The sequence below is a fragment of the Rhabdobacter roseus genome, assembly GCF_014202275.1.
Taxonomy (GTDB): Bacteria; Bacteroidota; Bacteroidia; order Cytophagales; family Spirosomataceae; genus Rhabdobacter; species Rhabdobacter roseus.
In genome coordinates this window covers 189,136-204,798 of the sequence record NZ_JACHGF010000008.1, presented here as the reverse complement: position 1 = coordinate 204,798, position 15,663 = coordinate 189,136, and the positions used below count along the sequence as shown (strand labels likewise).

Here is a 15,663-nt window from a genome sequence, read left to right as displayed (position 1 = left end):
GGGTACTTTGAAAGTACCTACCACGACACCACCAGGGTGCCCGTTACGTTCTCGACCACGAAGTGCTTGCCCAGCTTTTCGTCGCCCGGCTTGAAAGGTACCTGGCCGGTTTTCCAGGGGTAGCCCGCGTTGACGTAGGCATGAAACGTCTCGGCCGTCACGTGGTCTTCGGCGTAGATGCGCACGGTGGCGTTTTTGAGACCGGAGACCTGATAGCGCTTGGTGATGCCCTTCTGCCCCGAATGCAGCTCCTTGAACGACACCATGCCGTCGTTTTGCTCCACGAAGACGCGGCACTCACGGTTCCAGGCGGTGGGCAGTACGTAGGACGAGTGCCCGCGGTCGAGGCGCGTTTCCAGCCCGAGCAGCAGCGGCGCGCCCGGCGGCATCCGAAAGCGCAGCTTCACGGTACTGTTAGGTTGGTAGCCCGAAAAAACAAAGGCATTGTGGGAGCGCGCCACCGTCAGTACCGGATTTTTGACGCTCGGATCTTGCTTGTCTACGGCGATATGGATTCCAAACTCCTGCAACACGTAGCGAAGGTACAGCGGTCCTATAAAGACCTTGGTGGGGTCGTCGGGCGTGAGCAGGCGACCGCCCGTGAAGCTGCTGGAGTTGGTACCGCGCAGGTACACTACTTTGCCGCCGTTCCACTGCGGCTGGCTTCGCACCCAGGCGGCGTCGCGCAAGGTACCCTTCTGCTCCAGCTGCACGAGTAGCTTCGTGGCCGGGTCCCGGCGGTTCTGGAGGGTAGTACGCAGACCGCCGCCGTTGAAAAGCGCGCGGTGCGTCAGCACGGTTGGGTACGCTTGCTCGAGTACATCGGGCAGGTAGTTGGTTTTAATCTTAAAATCGCCTTCGAGTGGAGCGCTATTTTGTAGATTCAGAAATTGCATGAACGCTTCGCTGGAATGATCCACCGGACCGAACACGATGAGCTTACCGCCTTTTTCCACAAAGGTCATCAGCGCTTTCTCCAGCGCCGACTCCGCCTCGGGCGCAATCGTCATCAGCACCGACTCTTTGAATAATTCGGGTTTTTGCGCAAAAACGGTTTGGAAAGAGGTCGTAGAAATAACCGTATTCAATGGCAAACCGCTGTTGATCGCCTGCCGCACAAACCAGTCGCCGTAGTAGATCTCGGGCAGGCGGTCTTTGTGCTCGTGCGCCCAGGCGTGGTACTCGTCGAAGGGGTACACCCACACCAGCGGCCCCGGCGCGGTGGGCAGGTCGTAGCGGGCTTTCAGGATGTGGGGCGTCACTTCGTCGGGTACCTGGGTGGGCATGTTGCCGTACGAATCGTCGACGGTCAGGAAGTTCAGGTGTGTAGGTACCCCGATGTTCCCCTGGGCGTCGATTCTACTAACCGCCATCGGCAGGTAGATGTCGTGCGGTTCGCGGCCGTAGCGGTCGAGCCAGGGGCTGTTGAGCCACCAGGGGTCGTGGGTGTAGTACCGAAACGGAAAGCGGTTGTCGGGCAGCTCGGCCACGCGCGACATATAACCCACCATTTCCAGGCCAAAGTCGCCGTCGAGCGCCGCCCAGGGTGAGTTGGGTGGCGGCAGCATGTTGAAGTTGCCCCGGTAGATGTTCTTCAGGTCCACGGCGTCGCGGGCCAGGTCTGCCCCGACCGACAGGTTGGTACCCCGCGTCTGGATCTGGAAATCGGGGCATTCCTGCCGAAAAAGCCGCCAGAACGCCCCGATCTTGGCCGTGGCGTCGTCGAGTTTTTCTTGTTCAAAATTCTTGCCCGTAAAAATAGCGCCCGTCGCCGACCAGCCCTCAGCCCCAAAGCCAAAGCCGTTGCTGAACCAGATGTAGTCGAAGCCCAGGTCGGTCAGGAAATGCTGGCTCTGCCGCCCGAAGAAGGTACCAAAGGGGGTGTTGGCCGGAATGCCGCCCGGAAAACCCGCGTAGGCTTCTTGGTCGGCTTTCAGTACCGAGTAGCAGCTCACGAAGGTTTTGTGGCCCATGGCGTTGCCGCCCAGGATCTCAGGGTGTTTTTTGTACTTAAACTCCGACTTGGCAAATTCCGGCCCCGGATCAAAGGTAGCGCCCACCAGAATAGGCTTGCCCGTTACTTTACGCCCAGCCTCTTTTAGGGCCTGTACAATAAATTTCAGATCGCCGTAGTTGAACACCGGCGGATTTTCCAGGTACAAGTACGCGCGCTCGTGGATCGAGAGCTCCTCCGGTCCCGAGCCTACCTCGTGGTTGGTATTGGGGTTGCCGAGGTACCGGGCCCACTCCAGCGGCTGCTCCAAGGTACCTTTGTAGTCCAGGATTTCGGAGCCATCGCTGGTCCAGAGCATGACGGATACCGTATCGGTATGGCGCAGCAGCGAATGCCACTGCGTAAACAGCTCCGTGGCTACCTCCCGGATGTACGCCCTGTCATTTTTACGAAAGGGTTTGAGCGACGCCTCCAGCGTAATATTATTAAAATTTTTACCCTTCAAAGGCGAATCCACGGGCTGGGCAAATACGGGCAGGCCGAGCGCCAGCAGCAGCAGAACGGAAACGATACGGGGCAGTAGGTAAGGCAAACGCATAGGGAATAGGATGTTCGGGTAAAATATGAAGTACCTAAGGACGGCGGCACGGTGGCACAACCGCCCTCAGGTTGGGCTATTGAAGTACTTCCTTGGCATACAAAAGTACCTTTCGCTCATCATCTCCGCTGGTCAGTGGCCCGGATTCTGCACCAGGGCCGGATTTAGCTCAATTTCGGCCAGCGGAATCGGGAACAGCAGCTCGTATTCGGCCACCGAAAAGTTGAGGTTCTGGCTGGTGTAGAAGGCGTTAATGACTTCGCGGGCGCGGCCCGTGCGCAGCAGATCGAACCAGCGATGGCCTTCAAACGCAAACTCGACCCGCCGCTCGCGTTCGAGGGCCAGGCGAAGCTGCGATTGGCTCAGGCCCGTCAGGGCGGGCAAAGCGGCGCGTTGCCGCACCTGGTTGATATACGGCAGGGCGGCGGTGGTTTGCCCCAGCTCGTTGAGCGCCTCGGCGTACATCAGCAGCACGTCGGCGTAGCGAAGTACCGTGAAGGTGACACTCCCGTCCGAAAGCGCAATGGCGTTCCAGTCCACAAATTTCAGCGCGTGGCGGGCGTAGGTGCGGCCGCCGTTGATGAGCGCCACCGAGTCCCGCACCGACACCGCCTTGCGGGCGTCGCCGGGTTCGTAGGCATTGAGGAGGCTGAGCGTGGGCGTAATGCGGCCCGAGCCTTGCAGGTTGTTGGGAAAAATGGCCATGCTGGTAATGGCGGGCGTAAACAGCGCCGAGAAGTTATTGCCCAAATTCATACCCCGCACAAACTGGATCTCCAGGATGGACTCGGCGCGGTTGTTATTGCCCGCCGAAAACAAACTCCCGTAGCTGGGCACGAGCGAGTACTGGTTCACGTCGATCACCTCTTTGAGCTTGGCGGCGGCCTGCTCGTAGTTGCGCATGGTCAAATGTACCTTGCCGAGTAGCGCTTTTACCGTGGCCTGCGAAGCCTTAGTCTTGTCGGAATTCAGGGCCGTGGGCAGCAGGCTTTCGGCACTCGTCAGGTCGCTAAGGATGACCTGGTATACGTCCGCGGCGGGCTTCAGGGACAGGTCGGTGGCGTTGATTTGGCCCGGACTGGTAAATTCCTGGTCGGTCACGGGAGCACCTCCGTACAGCCGCACCAGGTAGAAATAGCTGAAGGCCCGCAGGAACTTTGTTTCCCCGATGATTTTATTTTTTACCGTTTCGTCAAACGACACCCCCTCGATCCGGCTCAAAATGGTATTGCATCGTGAAATGGTGTACAAGCAGGTATTCCAAATCCCCCGCACGGTTCCGTTGGTGGATGTAAGGCTATTCTGTTCAAACTGCATTTCGTCTACTGAGGGCGAAGACCAGTGGATCTCGGCATTGTCGGAGGTGAGCTCGGCCGCGTAGATAGCGGCACTATTGCTGTAGAGTCCGCGTATGTTGCTATAGGCCCCGAGCAGCGCTCGTTCAAAATCGTTTTGATTTTTATAGAAGCTGTTGTTATTGATCAGGTGCTCCGGGCTCAGCTCCAGGAAATCGCTGCACGATGACAAGGTACCTATCATCAGTAGTACCGCTATGATTTTATTTTTCATGATCGTATGATTTGAAGGTAGGTATCATCATTAGAAGGTTACGCGCAGGCCCGCCGTATAGGTACGTGGATTGGGGTAGGCAAAGAAGTCCACGCCCGTGCGGCCGATGTTATCCCCACCGGTGCTTCCTTCCGGATCGTAGCCGGGGTACTTGGTGAAGGTGAAGAGGTTGGTACCGTCGGCGTACACGGCCAGCCCCTGTAGCTTGAGCTTGTCGGTGACCGTCCGCGGGAACGCGTAGGAAAGGTTCACGTTCCGGATGCGCACAAACGAGCCGTCGAAGAGGTACTTGGTGGTACCCGCGCTGAAGCCGAAGGCGTAGTCGTTGCGGATGGCGCGGGAAATCACCCCGGCCCCGGGCTCTTCCGGTGAGCGCCAGCGGTCGGCTACCATCGCCAGCTGGTTTTGTACACCCGCCCCGTTGAGCGACACCTCTCCCCCCTGGAAGTACATGTCGTTGCCCTGCGAGCCGTAGATATTCACGCTCAGCGTCAGGTTTTTGAACGAGAAACGATTGCCCATCCCCCAGGTAAATTTGGGCCACGGATTGCCCACGATGGTGCGGTCGGCCTGGGTGATGGTCCCGTTGCCGTCGGCATCCTGGAAGCGGTAGTCGCCGGGCTGTACCCGCGGGTGCTGGATCGGGTTGGCCCGGATTTCCTCCTGCGTTTGGAATACCCCCAGAATATTCAGGAGCCGGAAGCTGGAAATGGGGTACCCTACCTGCGCCACCTGGTAGTCGGAGGTATTGATCCGGGCGTTTTCGGCGTTCAGGGCCAGTACCTTGTTGCGGTTAAAGCTCAGGTTGGCGTCGGTACTCCAGCGAAAACTACCCTTGGCGATGTTCTCGGTATTGAGGGTAAATTCCAGGCCTTTGTTTTCCAGCTCCCCGATGTTCTGCAGGGAGGTAGAGAAGCCCGAAGCCGCCGGGAGCGTGACCGTCAGCAGCAGGTCTTTCTTGTGCGTGCGGTAGGCATCAACCGTGAGCGAGACGCGGTTTTGGAACAGCGCCAGGTCCAGGCCCAGGTTGGTCTGGAACGATTTCTCCCAATTGAGCTGGTCGTTGGCCAGGCTGGAAGGCGTAATGCCCGACACCACCTGTCCGTTCACCACCGTGCGCGCAATACCTAGCAAGCCCTGGCTGGCGTAGTTGCCAATGAGGTTATTGCCGGAAATACCGTAGCTGGCTCTTATTTTTAAATCGCTCACCGCCGAAATCCCCTTCATGAAATTCTCTTCCGAAACCCGGTAGGCGGCAGACAGGGAAGGGAAAGTACCCCACTTGTTTTGCGCCCCGAAGCGGGAGCTGCCGTCGCGGCGAATGGTGGCCGTGAGCAGGTACTTATCGCCAAAGGAGTAGTTGATCCGGGCCAGCCACGAAAGCATGGACCACTCGCTCATGTAGTCGGTGCCGGTAGAAACTACCCCCGCCGCCAGGTAAGGTACATCGTCGGTCGGGAAGTCGGACGCCCCGGCCTGCAAAATATCGTCGGTGTTTTTCTGGGCCGTAAACCCTACCAGCGCGTCGAAGTCGTGCTTTTCATTCACCCGCCGCCGGTAGTTGAGCGTGTTTTCGTTCAGCCAGTTCAGGCTGTTGATCTTGGTGACGCCCGCAATGGCCGCACCCGTGCGGCTGGTGGCGATTCCGATTCTCGACGATTTCCAGAGCCGGGTCTGGTTGCTGTTGTAGTTCACGCCCACCGACGATTTCAGGACCAGCCCGTTGGCGATTTCGTATTCAACGTAGTTGTTCATGAATACGTTGGAATTTTTACGCTTGTCGGAAAACTCATCCGCGATCAGCAGCACGTGCTCCACGGGAATGCCCGTGGGGCTCGAAAATTCGGAGTAGTAGTTGCCGTTGGCGTCGTAGATCGGAATGGTGGGGTCACTCGCGACCGCCGCCGAGAGCAATCCCCGGTGCTGGAGGTGGCCTTCGGCCCGGGCAAAGTCGCCGTACGAATGCGTACCGGCCACGGAGGCACCCAGCTTCAGCCGGGGGGTCAGGTTTACGTCCAGGTTGGTACGAAGGTTGAATTTCTTAAAGGTAGAACCAATGATGATCCCGTCCTGATCCAGAAAACCACCCGACACGAAGTAGTTCATATCGCCTTTATTGCCCATGGCCGAGAGTTGGTAGTTTTGTATCACGGCCTTCCGGAAAATCACGTCCTGCCAGTCGGTACCGTAGCCTTCGTTGGCAAACTGGTCCAGGTTCCGGAATTCGGGCTTCACCTGCGTGGCCGTGCTGCGCACGCTGTTGGGGTCGGAGGCATTGCCCCCCGCAAACACCCAGGCGTTGTCGCGGCCGTCGGCCACAAACTGCGCGTATTGCCGGGGCGTCATCAGGTCCAGCTTTTTGGCCACTTCCTGAATACCCGTCGAATGCTCAAAGTTGATGCTGGACCGCCCCTGCCGCCCCCGCTTGGTGTTGATAATCACCACGCCGTTGGCCCCACGGGAGCCATAGATGGCCGTGGCCGAAGCGTCCTTAAGTACCTGAATGGACTCGATGTCGGCGGGATTGATGGTACTGAGCGGGTTCACGCGGTTGACCCCGCTGCTGTTGACGATGCCACTGGTGGAGTAGGAGCCCGAGCTGTAGTTGGTCAGGTCCGAGCCGCCGCCGCCGGAGCCAATGGCGTAGCCATCCACCACGTACAGCGGTTGGTTGCCCCCGGTGATGGAATTGACCCCGCGAATGAGCACGTTGACGTTGCCGCCCGGTGCGCCGGAGGTCTGGGTGATCTGCACCCCCGCTACTTTCCCCTGCATCATCTGGTCGAAGCTGTTGGCCGAAGGAATGGGTACCAGGTCTTTGGTCGTCAGGTTCACGATGGAGCCCGTGACGTCTTTCTTGCGCTGGGTACCGTAGCCCACCACCACCACGTCTTGCAGCTGCTGCTGGTCGGCCTTCAGGATCACGTTGAGGGTAGTTCGGTTTTCAACCCGGATCTCCTGGGCATCGTAACCGATAAAACTAAACACCAGCGTACCGTTAGAGGCTACGTCCAGCCGGAAGTTGCCGTTTACGTCCGTGGTCGTGCCGTTGGTGGTTCCTTTTTCGGTGATCGTCGCCCCAATCAGCGCCCCCCCGTCTTCTTCCGAAGTTACTCGGCCGCTCACCGTACTTTTCGTCTGGGCCGAAAGCTCCCCAACGCTTAGCAAAAGACTCAACAGGGCACAGATCAGATGCAGCGCCGACTGGTTCCTACATGTATGTTTCATGGGGTTAAGGATTTAGTATAAATAGTACGTGTATAAACTACGGGTTATTGAGCAATGATGACCGACTCCAGGTTGAGGTAGTTGGCTATTTTCTGGATGGTAGCGGCGTGGTGCCCTACCCCCAGTGCAAAGTGGTGCGTGGGCCCTTCTTTCATCCAGCGTTTGAGGAACGTCCGTACGTCGGGCTTGAAAAAGCCGCGCGTGTTGGTGTTGCCCGTGGGCGGTATGGCCCCTTCGATGGACTCCCCTTCGGCAATGATGAACTTGAACTTCCCGTCGTAGGTGGAGTTGATACTCAGCATCGTGATGGGCCCCTCCTTGATCTTGAACTCCACACCCGCCCCGAAGCCGGGCTTCCCGTGGTACTTTTTGAGGCTGCGCAGGACGGGTCTTCCTTCGGCAATGGCCACGTTGTGCGGACCGTCGTGGCCCACCAGCACAAAGTCTTCCACAAAGTCGACCGGATGGAACTCGGCGAAGCTACCGCCTATGCCTAAACGTTCCATAATCAGCATCGCAAAGCAGGTTTTCAGGTCCGACTCGCCGCACATCGGGAAGCCCGCGCCCGTCAGCAGTGAATTCCCCACAATGAGGTTGGACATCACGGTGCGCGTCACGCTGTTGTCCGGCCCTTCGTAGTAGTAGGCCAGACCGTCCAGGCCACGCTCGTGGATGAATTTTTCCAGCGCCACGGTCACCCGCGCCGCTACTTCCAAGTCGGTATCGCGGAGTTTTTCCGAAATCGGGTCCGAAACAGGATCGGGCGTGTCGAAAAAATCCAGGATGCGTTCTTTCACGGGTTCTATTTCTTCGGGCGTTGATTGCTCGTACTGCGTCACGATCTCGTGCGCCTCGCACTGTACGATGTGCGCCCCAAAGTGCGCCGTGAGCATGGTGGAGTCGGAGTGCATGTCCAGCATGGACTCGATGGGGTGCCCAATGTGGCCGATGCGGGCCGTTTTGAGGTCGTGCAGCACGGCCGCGATCCGGCAGTACTCTTCAATTTCTGCCTCGGCGGCCGCGTCATCGTGCAGGGTACCGATGATCATTTCGGGGACGGGCTTACCCATTCGTACCGCTACGCCTGCAAATTCGGGCAGAGCGCAGATGTCGTCGTTGTAGAGCTGCATGTAGGTCGAGGCCCGCGAGTAGTCCATGGCTTTGTCGGGTTGCAGTGCTACGAGTACTATCGGAATATTACTATTTTTGATCACTACACCGAAGGTATTGGAGGTAGCGTAGGTAAGCATATCGCAAAATACCAGGTCCAGATTAGCGGCATTGAGCCGGGGTACCAGCTCGTAGGCTTTCTGTACCGTATCTACCAGCCCAAAATCCACGATTTCGGCTTCGGCGTTTCGTTGAATCTTTTCGATAAAGACCGTCTGCTTGGCCAGCATGGCGTCCAGTAGCCCGTCGAACTGGCTCCAGTACTTAAAGTACCCTACCCCAAATACCCCAATCCGGGGGCGGGTGGTTTTTCGTTTCTGGAGGGTAGACTGACTTTCCGACGCCACTTCGTTCAGATACTCATTTTTCATTTTCGTAGATTTAGTTGTCAAGTTATCTATCTTAGTGCACTAAGTTTGAAACGCTAAAATTTTTTAAAGTACCCCTGTTACACCCGCAAAGGCCGCACGGTATCGCCGTCGCCGTCGATGGGTACTGGCTTGGTTTCGTCAAAAAAGGGTTTGATGGTAGGGATAAAAAGCAGCAGCACCACAAACGCCAGCGGGTACATGAGTCCGGAGGCAATCCAGAGCGGCTGGTACGAGTAGTTCTGGATGATGAGGCCCATGAGCGGGTTGAGGATCAGGCCCGAAACGGCACCCGCCGTGCCCGAAAGCCCCACCACGGTGGAGGTAGCGCGCTCGCCAAAAATATCCGAGATGGAGGTAATGTAGTTGGTGATCCAGAAGCCGTGCGCAAACATGAACCCCGCCATGAGCGCGATGGCCACCCCCACCGAGCCGACCCATTCGATGAGCGGCGCGACCAGCGTCAGGGCCGCCGCGATCCCCATCACGGTCTTGCGGGCTTTGCCCACCGAAAAGCCTCTTTTGATTAATCCATCAGAAAACCAACCGCCCAGAATATTGGCAATACCCAGCGCCAAAAACGGAATCCAGAACAAGCCCCCGATGCGCTCGAAGGACACGTTGCGGACCTCGCTGAGGTACTTGGGAATCCAGAACATCATGAAGTAAAATACGGGGTCGAGTAGGAAGCGGATCAGGATAAACACCCAGGTGTACTTGTTTTTGAGAATGGTCAGGAAAGGAATGCTGGCTTTTTTCTCTTCCGGAACCCTTACTTCAATGGGCGCCGGGGTACTTTTTTTCCAAGGGACGAGCAGCCACACCACCACCCACCCAATACCCACCAGGCCGGGAATGATGAAGCCGCCGCGCCAGCCGTAGGTACTGGCCAGCCAGATGGTGAGCGGCGGCGCTACCACGGCCCCGATGGCCGAACCGCCGATGGCGATGCCGTTGGCCAGGGCGCGTTCTTTTTTATCAAACCACTCGTACACGGCCTTGGCCGCGCCCGGAAAGCAACCGCCCTCGCCCATGCCCAGCAAAAACCGAAACGTGATCAGCTGCGTGAAGTTGGTCATGACACCGTGCAGGCTGTTGGCCACCGACCACAATCCTACCGACACCGCCAGGCCGGTGCGGCTGCCTACCTTGTCGATGAGCCGACCACCCAGCGTAAACATCAGCGCGTAGCTTACCAGAAAGCTGGTGTTCACCCAGCCGTACTGGACGTCCGAAATATGAAACTCCTCCTGGATTTTGATAATCGCAATGGAAAGTACCTGCCGGTCTAAAAAACTAAGACCGGTGGCGACAAACAGCAAACCAACGATAAACCAACGGGTAGAGGTGTTTTTCATTTCTTACTTAACGCACTAAGTTTAACACTACAAAACTAGATGGCTTTCAAACAAAAATCAAGACCTATGGTACTTTTTTTTTAATTTATAGAAATAAATCAAATTTAAGAAAGAAGCAAAGTACCTGACCAAGTACCCCTTCGGTGGCGAAAAAGTACCCCTCGGGGGCTTTTTTTCTTTCTTCGCATCGGCACGGTCCAGTTGGTCGTACCGGCCCAAATCCTAAAAAAGTACCTGGTTTCTGTGGAAGCTTTTTGCTAAAGCGGCGGGTTTTTTATAGACTTGTTTTTAAAACGGACCCTCCATGGCGCTCAACTATATTTTTATTGGCTTTTTTGCCATTGCTTTTCTGATTGCCCTGGCCAAGTTTTTCGTATCCGGCGACACCCAGACCCTCAAACTAGTCGTAGAAGGCATCTTGGATATGTCCAAAATTGCCGTCATGGACATTGCGCTACCGCTGGCAGGCGTCATGACCTTCTTCTTGGGCATTCTGAATGTAGGCGAGCGCGCGGGAGCCATCAACCTGCTGGCGCGCGCCATTGGCCCTTTTTTCCATAAACTCTTTCCGGAAGTACCCCGCGACCACCCCGCCAACGGCCAGATGATCATGAACTTCGCGGCCAACATGCTGGGCCTTGACAACGCCGCCACGCCGTTCGGGCTCAAAGCCATGCAGAGCTTGCAAGAGCTTAATCCCAGCAAGGATACCGCCTCCAACGCCCAGATCATGTTCCTGGTGCTGCATACCTCGGGGTTGCAGATCATCCCGCTCACCATCATTGCGCAGCGGGCCATTCTGGGCGCTACGAGCCCGTCCGACGTCTTCATTCCCTGCGTGGTAGGTACCTACGTCACCACCATCGCCAGTATGTTCATCACGGCGGCCTGGCAGCGCTCCAACCTCTTCAACCGCACGGTACTTTTAGGAGTGGGCGGCGTCACGGCCGTCATCGCGCTGGCGCTATGGTACCTCTCCCAACTACCCAAGGAGCAGATCGAAACCGTGTCCATCGTGACGGGCAACGCCATCCTGCTCCTCATCATCACCAGCTTCCTGGTGGGCGGCCTGTACCGGAAGGTCGACGTCTTCGGGGCTTTCATCGAGGGGGCCAAGGGCGGCTTCGAAACCTCCGTGAAGATCATCCCCTACCTGGTGGGGATGCTGGTAGCGATCAGCGCGTTCCGCAACTGCGGCGCCATGGACTACCTCGTGGGGGGCCTCAAGTACCTCTTTTCATTTTTTAGCTTCAATACCGACTTCACCGATGCCCTGCCCGTGGCGCTCATGAAGCCCCTCAGCGGCAGCGGCGCGCGCGCGCTCATGATCGACGCCATGAAGGAGTTCGGGCCCGACTCGTTCGTGGGGCGGCTGGTGTGTATTTTTCAAGGCTCAGCCGACACCACGCTCTACATTGTGGCGCTGTACTTTGGCTCGGTGGGCATCAAGAATACTCGCTACGCCATCACCGCGGGCCTCATCGCCGACCTCATCGGCGTGCTGGCGGGGATCTGGCTGGGGTACTTGTTTTTTCACTGAGTAAGTAACCCGGCTCGCTACTCGACGTTGCCCCGAACTTTAAGGCCGCTGGGTACGCGGTCGGGTACGGTCTTGTCGAAGTTATCGTCGTTGAGGGTACCTAAAAACTCCACGATGCGGGAAATATCCCTGAAATTGACCTTCAGCTCCTTCACGAGCGGGTCCATCTGGTCGGGCCTGACGTGCGGGTTGACGATTTTACCACCCGAAAGATCTTCGTAAAATTGAAGTACCTGCTCCAGGGTCGCGAATTTCCCGCTGTGCATGTAGGGGGCACTGTAGCGGAGGTTGCGCAGCGTGGGCGTCCGGAAGGCGTAGTCGTTCCGAATGCCCGCATCCGGCTCCCGGTTATTCGGCGAATCAGGTACCCCCAGCGTGTGGAGTTGATAGTCGGACAGCATGGGGCCCGCGTGGCACTTGGCGCAGCCCGCTTTCAAGAACAGCTGCAACCCCTCCTTCTCGCTGGTAGACAGCGCCGCGCTATCGCCCCGCAGGTACTGGTCGAACCGGGAATTGTTGGCTACCAAGGTACGTTCGTAGGCCGCCAGGGCTTTGGCTACGTTGGTGGCGTTGATGGGTTTCGGCTCACCCGCGAAGGCTTCCGTGAACAGCATTTCGTATTCAGCGATGCTTCGTATCCGCGCAAGTACCTCGTCCAGAATGGTTTCTTCCGCGTAGCCGTGGCCTCGCATTTCCTCCAGCGTCCGGATCGGCAGCAGCGCCTGCGCTTCCAGGCCTTTGGCGCGCAGATCCCAAAACATGGGGGCCAGCTCCGGCCGGTAGGTACCCTGGTTCTGGATGCCGTTGAAGGCGGCATTCAGGATACTCTGCGAATTGCGTTTGACAAACGGGATGTCGTTGGGTACCTTGAAGCGCCGCTTACTCCCGCTCCCCAGGCCGTTCACGCCGATGGACGTTTCCAAAAATTCGGCGTAGTTGAACTCCGGCTGGTGGCAGGTCGCGCAGGCCACGTCGCGGTTGCCGGACAGGATCGGGTCGTAAAACAGCAACCTTCCCAGCGTTACTTTGAAGGGGCTGCTGGGGTTGTCGGGCGGATCGGTGACGTACTGGGGCAAAGCCCCCAGCACCGCCAGGGTTTCGATGGGCTTTTTCTCCTTCTTTTGGGTACTTTGCGCTTCTTGCCGTCCGCACGCCAGTACGGCAAGTACCCCCAGAAATGATAAAAAGAAGAGAGTCAATGGCTTCATTCAAATAAAATCCAAGTACCTCGCAATCGGTAGGTAGCCGCCCCTACTCGCGAAAAATCCCAGCGCCGCGGCAACGAACCCCGACTCGATCTTGTCTATACTTAACTAAAGACGTTACTGTCCGTTTTTTCCTCATCTAGGGCGATAAAGATCCGGGCGAAGGTACCTATGTCTTTGTTACAGAATTAAGTACCTTTGAAAAAGTCATCAGCTTGCTTAGACCTCATTCGTGTTTTATCCGAGCTGGATTTTTAAAGTACCTACTCCCAGGCCAATTACCCACACTGGCAATTTGACGAAACACGTGAACTGAGCCATGGGCTTTTTTTTTGATGTCGCTAGTTCCTTCCCACGTATCTGACAACCCCCTCATTTATACTAAAAGAGATGATTGAATCAATCCTGAAGTACCTGCCATGTATGAAAACCCTACTTGCCGCCCTCTTCATACTGCTTTTTACAAACTGCCAGGCGCAGCCCGCAGAGCATTCCCTTCTAAAGGAACTCAAAGAAAAAGTGGTGGATAAAACCTACCCTAAGATCGACGCGATCGTCGTTAAACGCGGTGATACCATGATTATTGAAGACTATTTTAACGGATTCAAAAAAGACACTCCACACGACATGCGCTCGTCTTTCAAATCCATTACCAGTCTTTTGGCCGGCATCGCCATCGACAAAAAGCTGATGGCGCTGGATGACAATCTGGGGCGTTTTTTTCCGGAACTTAAAGACGAGGGCAAACGAAAAATCAGCGTTCGGAACTTATTAGAAATGCGGTCGGGATTAGGCTGCGAAGAGTTTTACGACATAGGCCCCGAATGCGAAGAGGAAATGGTTAAAACCCAGGACTGGGTAGCCTACTGCCTGGGGGTTGACCGCATCAGGGAGCCGGGATTAAACTGGTCTTATAATTCCAACGAGCCCATGCTTGTCGGCGAAATCATAGCGCGCGCCAGTGGAATGAGCGTGATGGATTTTGCCAAAGAGAACCTTTTTCAACCGCTCGGCATCAAAGATTACAAATGGACCGTTTCTCCCAAAGGCCAGGGCATGACGGCGGGCTCCTTTTACATGAAGCCCCTAGATATGCTCAAAATCATGGATTTGGTTAGAAACAAAGGCCGCTGGAAAGGTACACAAATCGTGAGTGCCGACTGGATAGAAGCTTCCACGAATGGCCAGATCGTGATTGATTTTTCGTTTACCCGCTATTCCAAAATTCCCAATGCCCAATACGAAAGTGCGCGGTATGGTTTCTTTTGGTACAAAGAGCAATTGAACTACAAAGACATCAGTACAGAAGTGCTCTTTGCTTCTGGCAACGGCGGACAATATATGATGTTGCTTCCTGAATACAACGTAACGGCGGTGTTTACTGGTAGCAATTACGGCAACTGGCGGGGTAAGCTCCCTTTCGAAATGCTGCTGAAGTACATTCTTCCCGCCCTTGAAAAAGAAAACAACAGGTAACACCGCAAGGCTGAAATTTACCGTTTTCGGCCAGGCCAGAACTACTCCCTGAACACTTTAACGGCCAGGTACTTTATACTTTATACTAAGTCCGTTCGGTAAAGTACCCCCTATTCACACCACTAGCTCCCGCAAAAAACGACTTCCTCTAGCCGCCGCCGAGCCCGGAAAAGGTACTTTGCCCGAACTGAAAGAGTGAATTCTTTAGAGGTAGCAAATGCTGGATAAACTGTAAATCAAGGTACTTGGTCAGGCTACGCTTCGAAGCGTAACCTGACCAAGTACCTGCGGCAGTGGATAAGGCTCTGCCCTAAATTTAAAGGCTCCGAAAGTACTGATAGAGCGAGGCCAGCTCTTTTTGCTCGTACTGGGCGGTCATTTTCCAGGGCATATTTTCGTTGTTCATCTGGTGTCCGGCGGGCGTTTTACCCGTACGGAGCGTTTGGATGAATTGTTCCTGCGTCCATTTTCCTATATGGCCCGCGCTGGTTAGGTCCGGCACCGGAGGCTGGCCCGGCACTACGGGCTCACCGCCTTTGAAGTCGGGGCGGTGGCAGCCGCTGCACGACACCGCCAGGTACTTGCCCATCGCTACGCCCTCGGTGGTGTCGGCCCGGGCGAGCATTGGCTGGGTATGATCGATCTTTTCTACCGAGAGCAGCGGGATTTTGTCAAAGTGGGTCAAAAGTACCCCCAGCGGACCCAGGCTATTGGCGGGCAGGGGGTTGTCTACGGCAGGTACCTGCTGGCAGTACGCAATCACCGCCCCCAGGTCTTCGGCCGACAGCAGCGTTGTTTCCTGCGAAGGCATCAGCAGCAGCGGTCGGCCCGTTTTGTCCACGCCGTGCCGCAGCGCCCGCACCCAATCATCGGTGGTATAATCCTGCGCCAGGCCGCCTTTTCCGGAGGTAATATTCGTGGCTACCAGGCGGCCCAGAGCGCCGTCGTCGTTCAGGACTTTCCCCGCCAAATCCTGCCCGTGGCAGTCCTGGCAGCCCTTGATCGCCACCAGGTGCCGCCCCCGCGCCAGGGTGGCGCTGTCGGACGGTACGTGTAGACGTTCGGTGGCGAAAGCGTACTTTTGGGTGGTGCGGTTGTGGACGCTGCGCTTTACCAGGAAGTACCCGCCCAGCAGCAGCGCTAGGACCGCCAGCAGCCCTAGTCCGATGTACTTAAAAATCTTACGTTTCATGGCTA

General features: G+C 56.5%; 9 protein-coding genes. 2 read left to right on the top strand and 7 right to left on the bottom strand.

The window, feature by feature from the left end:
• Positions 1–17: 17 nt before the first annotated feature.
• From HNQ92_RS21175 to HNQ92_RS21155, 5 genes are all read right to left on the bottom strand, one after another.
• Positions 18–2,552 (bottom strand): hypothetical protein, encoded by a 2,535-nt coding sequence (locus HNQ92_RS21175; protein ID WP_184177025.1) that lies wholly within the window; start codon positions 2,550–2,552, stop codon positions 18–20.
• A 132-nt stretch (positions 2,553–2,684) separates the two neighbouring features.
• Positions 2,685–4,121: a RagB/SusD family nutrient uptake outer membrane protein gene (locus HNQ92_RS21170; protein ID WP_184177022.1), complete on the bottom strand. Its 1,437-nt coding sequence runs from the start codon at positions 4,119–4,121 to the stop codon at positions 2,685–2,687.
• A gap of 30 nt (positions 4,122–4,151) precedes the next feature.
• The gene (locus HNQ92_RS21165) at positions 4,152–7,349 is read right to left on the bottom strand and encodes a SusC/RagA family TonB-linked outer membrane protein (protein WP_184177020.1); all 3,198 of its coding nucleotides are present in this window, start codon (positions 7,347–7,349) and stop codon (positions 4,152–4,154) included.
• Between the two features lie 44 nt (positions 7,350–7,393).
• Positions 7,394–8,890: an arabinose isomerase gene (locus HNQ92_RS21160; RefSeq protein WP_184177018.1), complete on the bottom strand. Its 1,497-nt coding sequence runs from the start codon at positions 8,888–8,890 to the stop codon at positions 7,394–7,396.
• Positions 8,891–8,967: 77 nt separating this feature from the next.
• Positions 8,968–10,245: an MFS transporter gene (locus HNQ92_RS21155; protein WP_184177016.1), complete on the bottom strand. Its 1,278-nt coding sequence runs from the start codon at positions 10,243–10,245 to the stop codon at positions 8,968–8,970.
• 304 nt (positions 10,246–10,549) lie between these two features.
• Here HNQ92_RS21155 and HNQ92_RS21150 point away from each other — a divergent pair, with 304 nt between their 5' ends.
• Complete coding sequence (locus HNQ92_RS21150; RefSeq protein ID WP_184177014.1) at positions 10,550–11,785, top strand: nucleoside recognition domain-containing protein; 1,236 nt, start codon at positions 10,550–10,552, stop codon at positions 11,783–11,785.
• 17 nt (positions 11,786–11,802) lie between these two features.
• On the opposite strand, the gene HNQ92_RS21145 is transcribed toward HNQ92_RS21150, so the two are convergent.
• The gene (locus HNQ92_RS21145) at positions 11,803–12,993 is read right to left on the bottom strand and encodes a cytochrome-c peroxidase (RefSeq protein ID WP_184177012.1); all 1,191 of its coding nucleotides are present in this window, start codon (positions 12,991–12,993) and stop codon (positions 11,803–11,805) included.
• Positions 12,994–13,413: 420 nt separating this feature from the next.
• Here HNQ92_RS21145 and HNQ92_RS21140 point away from each other — a divergent pair, with 420 nt between their 5' ends.
• The gene (locus tag HNQ92_RS21140; protein WP_184177010.1) at positions 13,414–14,466 is read left to right on the top strand and encodes a serine hydrolase domain-containing protein; all 1,053 of its coding nucleotides are present in this window, start codon (positions 13,414–13,416) and stop codon (positions 14,464–14,466) included.
• A gap of 316 nt (positions 14,467–14,782) precedes the next feature.
• Here the strand turns inward: HNQ92_RS21140 and HNQ92_RS21135 are convergent, their stop codons facing one another.
• Positions 14,783–15,658, bottom strand: coding sequence for a c-type cytochrome (locus tag HNQ92_RS21135; protein ID WP_184177008.1), 876 nt, complete (start codon positions 15,656–15,658; stop codon positions 14,783–14,785).
• Between the last annotated feature and the right edge of the window lie 5 nt (positions 15,659–15,663).